Consider the following 12,638-nt stretch of genomic DNA (forward strand, 5'->3'; position numbering starts at 1 on the left):
TCATGCGCTCATCTCGCCTAGATCATTTCATTATTTTGCTCTGTCAGTTTTTTTCCACTTTTGGGCTCATGGTGCTCATTCCGATCATGCCGCTTTATATGGAAAAACTGACGGCGCATATGAGTGCTCCTACAATCTGGGCAGGTTTGGCACTCGCGGCTCCCGCCATTGGCAGTTTATTTACAGCCCCTCTTATTGGTCATTTATCAGACACTTTTGGCCACAAAAGAGCTCTGTTACTTTCACTGGCTGGTTTCTGTATTTCAATACTGCTCATGGCGAGCGCCCAGCATTTATACCTATTTATTTTCGCGCGGATTTTACTCGGTTTTTGTGGTCTTTCCGTGATTTTGAATGCCTATGTTTCACACCTTTCTAATGAACAACAACGAGGCGCCGCCTTTGGGCAACTACAAAGTAGTGTTGCGCTCGCTTGCCTATGTGGTCCCGTGCTCGGCGGAATATTTATGGGTCAATGGCGGGTTGAAATATTACTCAACGCGACAGCATTTGTGGTGATGACACTCATTGTGATTGCGTCATTTGTATTAACCAATCCCGTTAAAACCGAGGCTACAAAAACCAAAGAAAAATCTAAACTCCCAGACTTTTTTGATAGAACAATTTTTTCTTGGTTAAGCGCCGGCATTCTGGTTCAAGCCGGTGGCTTTGGTTTAGTTTCTTGTTTTGTTTTATACATTAGCGAAATAAGCCAAAGCGCACATTCATCGTTATCTGCTGCAAGTTTAACAGGCACAATCCATGCACTTTCATGGGGAGCTGCTTTTATTGCTGCAACCTATTGGGGAAAGCGAAATGACGATAAAGGAGATTCTTTTAATAACTTCATTTATGCATCTTTAATTTGCGGCATCACGATTTTCGCATTGATATGGGTTTCGAATCTCTGGCTCATTCTTGTATTAAGACTCATACAAGGTTTTTGCTTCGCGGCCCTTATTCCTTCGATCTTACACACAATTTCTCTAAAAGCTGGCGCTCAAAGCCAAGGAAAAGTGATTGGCATTTCGAATAGTGCCTTTGTCTTAGGCCAACTATTTGGCCCTATTACCATCACGCTTACCTACTCATTTTTCAATATTACAGCCGCATTAATCTGCACCTCACTATTTTTTATCGGTGCGGGATTAGTGGTGATTTTGAACAGATTCTTAATGGATACAATTTTAGAAGAGGCACAAGAATGAACTCAATTATTACAACAAATGCATGGTCTTATAAACTTTTCGAACAGTACCTGAACACTTTCTTTCGAGAACTTAAAGTGAATCTTGAAGAGCACCTTATTGCATCTCAAGATTCTCCTTTATTCACCCTGTATGCGGAGCAACCAGACACGCTGTATTTTACTTATACGTTTAATGCATCTAAAACAGTTGTTTATGGCGCAGTTCAGCACCTATCAACTACGGGTTACCATAGATATCAACGTGGTTTTGTACTGCAAAACTTAAGCGACCATACATTTGACTCGCTCACCGACCCTAAAAAGTTAGTGAAGCTGATTACAGATGAGCTAAATAGCTTATTTAAAGATAAAAATCAAAATAAGAATCTGTACTCCGATATTGCCAATAGTATCGAAAATACAAAATTCTTTTTAGAAAATAGACCATCCCAATCAGCAACTAAAGCATTAAGCGGTTTTCAGGCAACCGAACAAGGCATGTTATATGGGCACCCTTTTCATGTGACTTCTAAAGCCAACTTAGGTTTTTCTAAAGAAGATATGAAAAAGTATAGCCCTGAGTTAGGTGCAAGTTTCCAACTCCATTACTTCGCGGTTCATTCATCTTTAATTCAAAAGCTAGTCAGCGAAACCGAACCATCTAATCATATTGAAAATGAAGTTTTAAAAACTGCAAAAGAGCACTTACAAGAGAACTTAGCAAACTATGAGCTCATGCCAACCCACCCGTGGCAAGCCAACTTCTTATTTCAACATCCATCTTTAAAGAAACATTTAGATAGCCAAGACGTGATCTATCTGGGAGCTTTAGGTCAAACCGTATGGCCAACCTCATCCGTTCGTACAGTGTGGTTACCTCAATCGAACTTATTCTTAAAGCTTTCAATTGATGTGCGAATTACCAGTTTCATTCGTAATAACCCAATAGATGAAATGGAAAGAGCGATTGATGCGAGCAAAATTATTATCAATCACAAGATTAATGAGCAATATCCAGACCTTGTTATTCTGCCAGAGTTAGAGGCGAAAACAGTCAAAATTCCAGAGCTTGAAAGTTCATTTGGCATTATTTATAGAGCAGGACTCACACCTGATGTATTAGAAAATACAAGAATGCTCGGTGGTTTAGTGGAAGAAAATGAAAGTCATGAAATTCCTCTATTCAGCTTTATTCAACAAGCCGCGCCCAACCAAAACTTGCAAGCCAGTGAAGCAAAGGACTTCATTACTTTTTGGTGGAAACAGTACGTTAAAGTGTCGCTTATTCCATTAATCGAGCTGTTTGCAAATAAAGGCATTAGCGTAGAAGCACACATGCAAAACAGTTTGATGGAATTTAAAAATGGCTATCCGCATCGTCTTATTCTTCGAGACATGGAAGGCATTAGTATTGTTCCAGAAATGATAGAGGACGACTCATCTATTTCTGAAGATAGTACTGTTTGGTTCTCTCAAAAAGATGCATGGACCTTTTTAAAATATTACCTGGTGATCAATCACATTTCTCACCTCATCAGTGCAATTGCACGAGTTACGGCCATTGAAGAATCTGAACTTTGGCAAACCACCCGCCTTACGCTCACACAAGAAAACTTTAGCGCCAAAGGCCAACAGTACCGTGATTTATTAATTAATTCACTCACACTACCAATTAAGGCAAATATGTTAAATACGCTCTACCACAGTGGTGGCAATCCAATCTGGATTGAAGTTGAAAATCCTATTTATAAATATCGCGGCGCAGAATCCCTTTGTCCTCTTCAACCGACACAGCAAGCAAATTATAAAACCCTTGCAGAAAATCGCGTGATGGGCCAATTACTAGAAGCACTCATTTTTGAAAATACCTTTAAATACGAATTATCTAACGGTCAGATCAAGTTCTATATTTCCGATACTGTTTTTTATACCTGCTTAGCTAAACGACACTTCAGCTTTAAACGCATCAAATTGAACCCTTCAAGTTTAGTCCGTTCTGATATTACTTTAGGCACCGAAACTCGCCCTAACTTAAAAACGCTACTTGCCGACTTAAAAAATATTATTGAAGCTGACCCAGTTAAATGGCAAAACTTTAATGATGAGTTGAATTTAACTTACGTTAAACATGCGCAGACTTTGAGCCAAGTACCAGCTCAACCTTTAAGAACCTTGCCTTACTTAGAACAGGAAGCGCGAATTACCAATGCACATTTATATCACCCAAGTTTTAAGTCGCGTATTGGCTTCGATTTAAAAGAAAACCAAAAATATGCACCAGAGCTTTCTGAAGGATTTACGGTTAAATGGGCAGCGACTCATAACAGTTTATGCAAACTGGTTTTAAGTGAAACGATTAATTTAGAGCAGCTTTATAAACAGCATTTTTCAGAAAAAGATCTACAAACCATTAGCGACCAATTAAAAAAGCAAAATGTAGATTTTAAAGATTATATTCTTACCCCAATTCACCCGTGGCAGTGGGATAAAATTATTGAATTATATTATCAAGATGCAATTAGCAACCAACTCATTATTCCTCTAGATATTGAAGGTCCAACTTATTTACCACAGCAATCGATTCGGACCTTATCGAATATTAGTGATATCTCGGCGCTTTCTCTCAAATTGGCAATGAACTTGGTCAACACATCGACTTCTCGCGTATTGGCACCACATACCGTTCAAAACGCTGCAAAAATGAGTGACTGGCTTTATAACATTGTTGAGCAAGATCATATTTTAGAAAAACAGCGTAAGCCAGTTATTTTAAGAGAGATTGGCGGTCTTTCAGTTAATCAGCAGATTGCCCTACCAGTTCAATACGGCGCACTCGCCTGCATTTGGCGAGAAAGTATTTATAGCTACTTAAACGAAGGTGAATCGGCAACGCCAGTTACTGGTTTAATGCAGGTCGATATTGACCAAAAGCCTTTAATTGATGAGTGGATTCAAGATTACGGTATCGAGTTCTGGTTAGAAAAGTTACTTACCAATGCCTATTTACCAATCATGCATATTTTATGGTGCCATGGCCTCGCTTTAGAGTCACATGCACAAAACATGGTTTTGATTCATAAAAATGGCTTACCCGTTAAAGCTGCGTTAAAAGATTTTCATGATGGTATTCGCTTTAGCCGTCATCTTTTACGCGAGCCAGATCTTTTACCTAACTTGCAAGATGCACCAAAAGAACATGCCAAAATTAACCCGAACTCATTCTTGGAAACCCACTCTCCAAATGAGTTAAGAGACTTTACGCAAGATGCACTTTGGTTTGTAAATTTGGCTGAGTTAGCAATTTTCTTAAACGAACATTATGGCTTCGATGAAATCAAATTCTGGACCATGTTAAGAACCATCATTAATCAACATAAAGAAGCTCACCCAGAGTTTGCCGAGCGATATGAATTGTTTAACTTTACAGATGACACCATCGACATTGAACAGCTCGCAAGCCGCCGCTTCCTTCCGGAAATTCGCTTAAGAGTACAAACTACACCGAACCCGCTCAGCCTTATTAAGGAAATCGAATATGAATAAGCATTCGATTTCTTTTAAGAAACGAATAGCGCATGGCGAGACACTCTACGGAATATTCTGTTCCGTAGCTTCTCCAATTAATGTTGAGCAACTGGCTCTCGCGGGCTATGACTTTATTATTATCGACTTGGAACATACTTTATTTAGTACGTCTCAAGTCGAGACCATGATTTTAGCCACTAGAGCCATGAGCCTCGATGTGTTTGTAAGAGTGCCTTTAAACGCAAACCACCTAGTTTTACCTCTGCTCGATGCAGGGGTAACGGGCATTGTTTTCCCGCGTATTGAAAATGCCCAGCAGGCACAAGAAGCTGTAAACTATTGCCACTATATGCCGCTTGGGCAAAGAGGCCTTAATTCGACCAGATTAAATCGATACGGCATGGATGATTTAGCGAGTTTTGTTCAACAAGCAGTAAACGAGACTGTTGTCATTGCCATGATCGAAAGCTTAGAAGGACTAGAGCAGCTAGATGAAATTTTAAAAGTTGAAGGCATTGATATTATTCTTGAAGGTGCTGCCGACCTTTCTCAATCGATGGGAATGCCATGGCAAACCAGCCATCCAAAGGTCAAAGAGAAAGTTCAAGTGATGTATACAAAGACTAGAAATAGTCAAAAGCATTTCTGTGCTATTCCGCGAAAGCCAGAGGATATTGCGGCTTGGAAACAGCAATCTGTTCAGCTTTTTGTACTCGGTGATGACCGCAGCATTATTCGCCGTGCCCATCAAAACCATCTAAATGCCTTTAAGGACATTTGATAACCGTTCGAATCTTTTAGGGGAATAAAAGCCCATTCCCCTAATCCATTGAATAAATTTCAAATATATTATTGTAAAGCAATTAATAATATTGTTAATTACAATGATTCTCATTTATAATTCGGTCAATTTAAAATCACTCTCAGGGCGAGACAATGGGAAATAAGAAAAGTAATAAACTTTTTACGAGGAAGTCTGAAGTTAAAAATATCATTCCACTTCTTTCACTTGGTGGAGCTATTTTTCTTTCAAACTCAGCATTTGCAGCTTCAACTTCTGACACCATAGAAACAGAAAAAAAGCCTGAAGCCCTCCCTACTATTACAATTGCCGCTACACGTGCAGATGAACTCTCAACCTCTGCCAAGCAAGTCACCAAACTCGATGAAAAACAAATTGAGCTTTTAAAAAATGGATCGTCTGGGAACATTGCGACTGTTTTAGCCAAAGCTGTACCGGGCCTGTCTGACTCAAGCCGAACCATTACTGATTATGGTCAAACCTTACGTGGTCGTAATGCCCTAATCCTCGTCGATGGCATTCCAATGAACCTGACACGTGATACAGCCAGAGGACTTTCGGCCATTGACCCTGAAAGTATTGCCAACATTGAAGTGATTCGCGGCAGTAATGCAATTTATGGCGGCGGTGCTGCGGGTGGTATTATTTCTATTACCACTAAAGCGGCTGGCGGTGAACCTACAGCTAAAACGGTCATTGGACTGCAAACACCACTCACAAACTTTCGTTCTGATGCTTTGGGTGGTGATATTCACCAATATTTTACGGGCAGTTTTAACGCCTTTGACTATGCATTTGACTTTGGTTATCAGCGTATTGGTAGCCCATACGATGCAAGTGGTGACCGCGTTGCACCAGAACCAAGTCAAGGCGACCTTTACGACTCAAATGGTTATAGCATCGGCGGTAAGCTGGGTTACCATATTGATGACAATCAATATCTACAATTTGCTGCAAACTACTATAATGCCGAGCAAGACTCAGATTATGCATCTGATCCAAGTGTTAAAAAATATCCCGCTGGAACAGTTCCTGCTAAAGCCATTAAAGGCTTAAAACTCAAAGACCAAAATAAAAACGAAAACCAGATATACAATTTGACCTATACCAATAAAGACTTATTAGGCAATAAAGTTGATGCTCAAGTTTATTACCGTGACTTCTTCACCCGTTTTTCACCATTTGATGCCCGTAAAGTCAGTACACGCGGCGGACAAGTCGACCAGATTTATCAAGAAAATAACGTGCTCGGTAGTCGCTTAACTGTTACCACTCCCCTTGAGTTTTTAGGTGATACCTCATTGGTTTGGGGTGGCGATTTTAGCCGAGAAAAAAGCGAAATGCCTTTAGATATTTTTGATCAAAAAATTTATGACCAATCAGGTGGTCTAGAATTTGTAAAAACTGGCAAACTCATTTATTTACCTGAGCTCACCACGCAAAGTGTGGGTGGCTTTGTACAGTTAAAACACCGCTTTAATGACCAATGGTCAGCAGAAGCTGGTACACGCTATGAAGACAGCTATGCACAAATTGATAGCTTCGTTCCCTTATCACAATTAGGCAAAACCAACCCTTACACAGTTCCGGGTGGAAAAGTAAAAGCTAGCGCATGGTTATACAATGCCAATGTGACTTTCTCACCAAACGACCAACACTCGATTTATGCATCTTTTAATCAAGGTTTTCAGTTACCTGATGTCGGTTTGATTATTCGTAATGCAGGCGAAGGGTTCAATCTTGGATCATCATTCTTAGAACCTGTAAAAGTTGATAACTATGAACTGGGCTGGAAAGGAAGCTTTAATAACTTTTCTTCAAGCTTAGCTGTATTCCGTTCAACGTCTGACCTTGGTGCTGTGCAATCTTTTAACAATGGTTTAGTACTGGCTAGAACCAAAGAGAAAGTAACTGGCGTAGAAGCAACACTTGATTATATTGACGATGCAAATGTTTGGGGAACTGGTGGTAGCGTTACGTGGATGAAAGGTCGTGAAAGACCTCAAAACAGTAGTGCTGAACAGGATATGACAGGCTTCCGCATTCCGCCATTAAAACTAACAGGTTATATTTCTTATAGCCCAACCGAAACTTGGACGAACCGCTTACAAGCAACTTACTTCGGTTCAGAAGATTACCGCCTAAATGGTGTAAATGGTTTTGGTCGATACGATGTAAAGTCTTATACCACAGCAGATTTAATCAGTAGTTTTGCACTTAACAAAAAAGACACTGTGACGATTGGTTTAGAGAACATGTTTAACCGTAAGTACTACCCGCTTTATAGCCAATTATTAAGAACAAGTGACAATACCAGCCACTTAGTCGCAAATGGCGCGACTCTTAAAGTTTCTTATAGCCATAAATGGTAATAAAGAATGACATAGAGGGCGTCACAAAAAAGGAGATCGTATAGATCTCCTTTTTTATTAAAAAGTATTAAAGCTTTATCTTTTTTTCTTTGTCGGTTCAAGGCAGGCTATCGGAACTCCCCTAGCTTTCCATCAGAAATTTTGTTAACTTGATTTTGTTACATATTCAAAATGCGACTTTTTCAGCTAACACTTCACATCACTGTGTTTATGAAAACCAATACAAATATGTAGTTTCAACAATATTTTTAATGGGGCGAAAACACAATGGAAATCTCACACCGCGAAATTTATGCGCTTGTAGACATTAATAACTGTTATGTCAGTTGTGAGCGACTATTTAACCCTAAACTTATTGGTGTGCCCGTTGTTGTACTTTCTAATAACGATGGATGTGTTGTATCACGCAGTGAAGAAGCAAAAAGCATGGGTATAAAAATGGGTATCCCATGGTATCAAGTAGAACAAGAAGCATTGCAAGCGGGTGTACAGGTCTATTCAAGCAATTACACTTTATATGCAGAGATGTCGCGTCGTTTTTTTTCAGTTTTAGGTGAATTTTTCTCGCCCGATGATTTAGAGGCTTACTCTATAGATGAGTGTTTTATCCGTCTTACCCCTTACCTTCAATCTCTAGATATTCATTCATATTGTGGCAATGTCGTAGAAACCTTAGAAGAATGGTTAAGTTTGCCTTGCTGCATTGGCATCGGATACTCAAAAACTCAGGCTAAATTAGCCAACCACTATGCTAAAAAAATTAAAAGCTTTAAGGGAATTTGTAATTTCATTACTTTAGACCCCTTACTGCTTGAAGACCTCATGCAACAAACTTCTGTCAAAGAAGTGTGGGGAATTGGCTACCAATTAGTCAAACAATTACGAAGCTATGAAATTTATTCATGCCTAGACTTAACTTTTGCCAATGAACACCATCTAGCAAAAGCTTTTTCTGTGGTTATGGCACGTACTATTCGTGAGCTAAAAGGCCAATCCTGTATCCAACTTGATGATCCTGCCATCTTAACAAAACGAATTTTAGCATCACGAAGTTTTGCTCAAGCTTTATCCAATCTAGAGATTATTAAACAAGCGCTTATCTTTCATCTCAATCGTGCTCATCGGCGTTTAATGAAACAAGAACAACTGTGTGCCTGTATTCAAGTCATGCTTTATGAAAAAACAGATCAACCACCTTATAAAAAAGCGTCATCTCAAGCGATAGGCTTAAATTATGCAACGGATGATCTATGCATAATAACTAAAGCAGCAATGCAACAAATTGATGTTTTATATAAAGAAAATAAAAGATACATTAAGATTGGAGTTTTATTTTGTGGTTTGCACGCCCATCAACATCACATTGATGATTTATGGCAACCTCTTGAGCTGATTCAGCAAAGACAACAATTAATGAAAACCCTAAACACAGTTCGTAATCGATTCGGTAGTCACTATTTACAAGTCGGTTATCATTCACCTAGCCCATCTTGGCATATGAAACAATGTCACCGTTCAAAAAACTATCTAACCAGATGGAATGAATTGCTCGTGATTGAAGATAATTCTATAGTCGTTACACAAAATACATGAACTGTTTTTGTCAATTCAGTTTAAAATAAGCTTCATTAAATTACTTAAAATTTTGTCATTTTTTAACATTGCTAAATCATCGCAAAATTTACAATATATAAGCCGAATTTGGTGTACCCTTTCTGCGACGATTAAAACAAATTATAAAAAAATTGTAGAAACATATGCCATAATAAGCAAACTTTGCAGACATCTTGCAAAGAATATTTGCAACTTTAGAGCTGGAGCAATCTAAATGAGTTCAACCATTTTGGTGATTCATGGACCGAATTTGAATTTGCTGGGAAAACGCGAACCAGAAGTATATGGTCATCTTACCTTAGGTGATATTAACCAACAACTCGTTATCCAAGCTCAAAACGCTTCAATTACACTAGATACTTTTCAAAGCAATTGGGAAGGTGCCATTGTTGACCGTATTCATCAGGCACAAACTGAAGGCGTAAAACTTATTATTATTAATCCTGCCGCCCTCACCCATACTTCTGTTGCTCTACGCGATGCCCTACTGGGTGTTGCTATTCCATTTATTGAAGTCCATTTGTCGAATGTCCATGCAAGAGAGGCGTTCAGACATCATTCATATTTATCCGATAAAGCAATTGGCGTAATTTGTGGTCTCGGTGCAAAAGGCTATAGTTTTGCACTCGATTACGCTATTGAAAAAATTCAACCATCTAACCCAAACTAGTTTAGGAATAGTCGCCCATGGATATCCGCAAAATTAAGAAACTCATCGATTTAATGATTGAGTCTGACTTGCAAGCGATTGAAGTTAAAGAAGGTGATCAATCAATCGCTTTAACTCGCCGTAGTCCAGTCGTTGCTGCGGCTGGTGTAGCACTTCCGGCAGCTGCTGTTGCAGAAGCGCCAGTTGCAAAAACACCACGTGGAGCAGTTGAAACTTCTCCAATGGTTGGCGTGTTCTACGCTGCTCCAAGCCCAGGCGAAGCACCATTTGTGAAAGTAGGTCAAACTGTATCTGCTGGTGAAACTTTGGGTATTATTGAAGCAATGAAAATCATGAACCCAATTGAAGCAACTCAAAGTGGCGTGGTTGAAGAAATTTTAGTGAAAAATGGTGATGTTATCCAATTCGGTCAACCTTTATTCCGTTATCGCGCGTAATTACCTCGGGGACGTCTATGTTGCAAAAAGTTTTAATTGCAAACCGTGGTGAAATCGCTTTACGAATTACCCGGGCTTGCAAAACATTAGGAATCAAGACTGTTGGTATCTATTCAGATGCCGATAAGGATTTGATGCATTTACGTTTTGTTGATGAAGCAGTATGTATTGGTCCGGGTGCAAGTAGTGATAGCTATTTAAATATCCCGGCAATTATTACTGCTGCAGAAATTACCGGCGCCGATGCTATTCATCCCGGCTATGGTTTTCTTTCAGAAAATGCTGAATTTGCTGAAATTGTAGAAAGTTCAGGTTTTACTTTTATTGGGCCTCGTCCAGAACATATTCGCCTTATGGGGAACAAAGTTTCTGCGATTGTTGCCATGAAAAAAGCTGGTGTACCTACGGTACCTGGTTGCGACCATGCTGTGACCATCCACAATGCCTTAGCCGAAGCTAAAGAAATTGGCTTCCCGCTTATTGTTAAAGCGGCATCTGGTGGTGGTGGACGTGGTATGCGTATCGTTGAGCGTGTAGATACATTACTTGAATCAGTTCAAGCAGCACAACGCGATGCAGAAATGTGGTTTGGTGATGATACTGTTTACATGGAGCGTTTTTTACAAAAACCTCGCCATGTCGAAGTTCAAATCCTTGGTGATGGTAATGGTCATGCGATTCATTTATATGACCGCGACTGTTCATTACAACGTCGTCACCAAAAAGTGCTAGAAGAAGCACCTGCACCAAATCTACCAGAACAAGCTCGAGCTGATATTTTAGAAGCGTGTGTTCATGCATGTCAGTTAATGCAATATCGTGGTGCTGGTACGTTTGAATTTTTATTTGAAGACGGTGAATTCTTCTTTATCGAAATGAACACTCGTGTTCAGGTAGAGCACCCTGTTACTGAAATGGTTACTGGTGTTGATATCATTGAACAACAGCTACGTATTGCAGGCGGCCTAGGACTAGAGCTTCAACAAGAAGATATCAAAGTTAGTGGTCATGCAATCGAATGTCGTATTAATGCAGAAGATCCAACAACTTTCTTACCTTCACCAGGTAAAATTGAAAGTTTCTATGCGCCAGGCGGTGCAGGTATTCGTTTAGACTCTCATATCTATCCAGAATATAGCATTCCACCTTACTATGATTCTATGATTGCCAAACTGATTTCTCATGGTAAAGACCGTGAAACGTCACTTGCGCGTATGCGTCAAGCATTAGATGAAATGATCCTTACAGGAATTAAAACCAATATTCCTCTGCATAAAGATCTTATTTTGCAAGATAAAAGCTTCTGCTCTCAAGCAATGGACATCCATTACCTTGAAAAACACTTGCTAAAGCAATTGGAAGAAAAGAAGAAAGCTGAAACTGCATAATAAAAAAGCCTCTTATAAATAAGAGGCTTTTTTTATATCTAATACTTTATGGCAGTACTTTGCGTAAAGTCGCAAAACACTTCTCACCCTTAGCGGTTGAACAGAAATTGATAGTATGATCATTTTTCCATTGTACAAAATATTGAGAAACATCACCTGTTTGATCTTGCTGCTGACCAGAACAATCCACTTTATTATTATCAAATTTAATTTGCATCACTAAAGCTGCTAACTGCTCTTTAGGATCATCGGCTGGTTGATATTCATATAAACCATATGACCATTCTTGACCACTTTTGATCACCACATCATTACTACTACGGAAGTTATAATATTCCACACATTTCTTATTATTTGGAATTTCCATTCCCCATAATCCCATAATTTCAGGACGCGTAACAATACGTATAGCATTAGGATTACTTGCGGTACGAACGGGTTGTTCAGCTGGTTGCTGAGTCGCCGTTTCTGCCACAGCAAAACCAGAACAAGCCCACAATAATCCAATAATATAAATATTTTTCATAGATTTATTAATCATTAAACGCATGAAGTTAAGTTAGCATATTTTTTGATAAATTCACTGGTTCATAACCATATAAAAACAATATTTTTCAACTGTAACGTGCTACAACAAGTCA

9 protein-coding genes are annotated in these 12,638 nt (G+C 39.2%); 8 read left to right on the plus strand and 1 reads right to left on the minus strand.

All coding sequences use genetic code 11. The annotated features are described in order from the left end of the window. The first annotated feature begins 2 nt into the window (after positions 1-2). From I5515_RS00655 to accC, 8 genes are all read left to right on the plus strand, one after another. The gene (locus tag I5515_RS00655) at positions 3-1,208 is read left to right on the plus strand and encodes an MFS transporter (protein ID WP_199964278.1); all 1,206 of its coding nucleotides are present in this window, start codon (positions 3-5) and stop codon (positions 1,206-1,208) included. Further along, the gene (locus tag I5515_RS00660; protein ID WP_199964279.1) at positions 1,205-4,732 is read left to right on the plus strand and encodes an IucA/IucC family protein; all 3,528 of its coding nucleotides are present in this window, start codon (positions 1,205-1,207) and stop codon (positions 4,730-4,732) included. Before I5515_RS00655 ends, I5515_RS00660 begins: the two co-directional genes overlap by 4 nt. After that, on the plus strand, positions 4,725-5,495 hold the full coding sequence (locus I5515_RS00665; RefSeq protein ID WP_199964280.1) for an HpcH/HpaI aldolase family protein: 771 nt from the start codon (positions 4,725-4,727) through the stop codon (positions 5,493-5,495). Before I5515_RS00660 ends, I5515_RS00665 begins: the two co-directional genes overlap by 8 nt. Before the next feature lie 155 nt (positions 5,496-5,650). Then, a complete protein-coding gene (locus I5515_RS00670) occupies positions 5,651-7,888 on the plus strand; it encodes a TonB-dependent receptor (protein ID WP_199964281.1) in 2,238 nt (745 codons plus the stop codon). A gap of 267 nt (positions 7,889-8,155) precedes the next feature. Beyond that, entirely contained in the window at positions 8,156-9,481 is a 1,326-nt protein-coding gene (locus I5515_RS00675; RefSeq protein ID WP_199964282.1) for a Y-family DNA polymerase, read from the plus strand. Between the two features lie 235 nt (positions 9,482-9,716). Further along, positions 9,717-10,172, plus strand: a complete 456-nt coding sequence (gene aroQ / locus I5515_RS00680) for a type II 3-dehydroquinate dehydratase (RefSeq protein ID WP_004791768.1) — start codon at positions 9,717-9,719, stop codon at positions 10,170-10,172. Positions 10,173-10,189: 17 nt separating this feature from the next. Then, positions 10,190-10,609, plus strand: a complete 420-nt coding sequence (gene accB / locus I5515_RS00685; protein ID WP_199964283.1) for an acetyl-CoA carboxylase biotin carboxyl carrier protein — start codon at positions 10,190-10,192, stop codon at positions 10,607-10,609. A gap of 17 nt (positions 10,610-10,626) precedes the next feature. After that, positions 10,627-11,997 (plus strand): acetyl-CoA carboxylase biotin carboxylase subunit, encoded by a 1,371-nt coding sequence (accC, locus tag I5515_RS00690; RefSeq protein WP_199964284.1) that lies wholly within the window; start codon positions 10,627-10,629, stop codon positions 11,995-11,997. Positions 11,998-12,043: 46 nt separating this feature from the next. Here the strand turns inward: accC and I5515_RS00695 are convergent, their stop codons facing one another. Continuing rightward, positions 12,044-12,547 (minus strand): hypothetical protein, encoded by a 504-nt coding sequence (locus I5515_RS00695; RefSeq protein WP_199964285.1) that lies wholly within the window; start codon positions 12,545-12,547, stop codon positions 12,044-12,046. Positions 12,548-12,638 lie beyond the last annotated feature (91 nt).

The organism is Acinetobacter calcoaceticus (assembly GCF_016508255.1).
In the GTDB taxonomy this organism is placed as follows: Bacteria; Pseudomonadota; Gammaproteobacteria; order Pseudomonadales; family Moraxellaceae; genus Acinetobacter; species Acinetobacter calcoaceticus_E.

Excerpts from the sequence above, each read along its gene's own strand:
- I5515_RS00655 (WP_199964278.1), top strand. The coding sequence starts at position 3 with ATGCGCTCATCTCGCCTAGATCATTTCATTATTTTGCTCTGTCAGTTT.
- accC (WP_199964284.1), top strand. The coding sequence starts at position 10,627 with ATGTTGCAAAAAGTTTTAATTGCAAACCGTGGTGAAATCGCTTTACGA.
- I5515_RS00670 (WP_199964281.1), top strand. The coding sequence starts at position 5,651 with ATGGGAAATAAGAAAAGTAATAAACTTTTTACGAGGAAGTCTGAAGTT.
- I5515_RS00660 (WP_199964279.1), top strand. The coding sequence starts at position 1,205 with ATGAACTCAATTATTACAACAAATGCATGGTCTTATAAACTTTTCGAA.
- I5515_RS00665 (WP_199964280.1), top strand. The coding sequence starts at position 4,725 with ATGAATAAGCATTCGATTTCTTTTAAGAAACGAATAGCGCATGGCGAG.
- aroQ (WP_004791768.1), top strand. The coding sequence starts at position 9,717 with ATGAGTTCAACCATTTTGGTGATTCATGGACCGAATTTGAATTTGCTG.
- I5515_RS00695 (WP_199964285.1), bottom strand. The coding sequence starts at position 12,547 with ATGCGTTTAATGATTAATAAATCTATGAAAAATATTTATATTATTGGA.
- accB (WP_199964283.1), top strand. The coding sequence starts at position 10,190 with ATGGATATCCGCAAAATTAAGAAACTCATCGATTTAATGATTGAGTCT.
- I5515_RS00675 (WP_199964282.1), top strand. The coding sequence starts at position 8,156 with ATGGAAATCTCACACCGCGAAATTTATGCGCTTGTAGACATTAATAAC.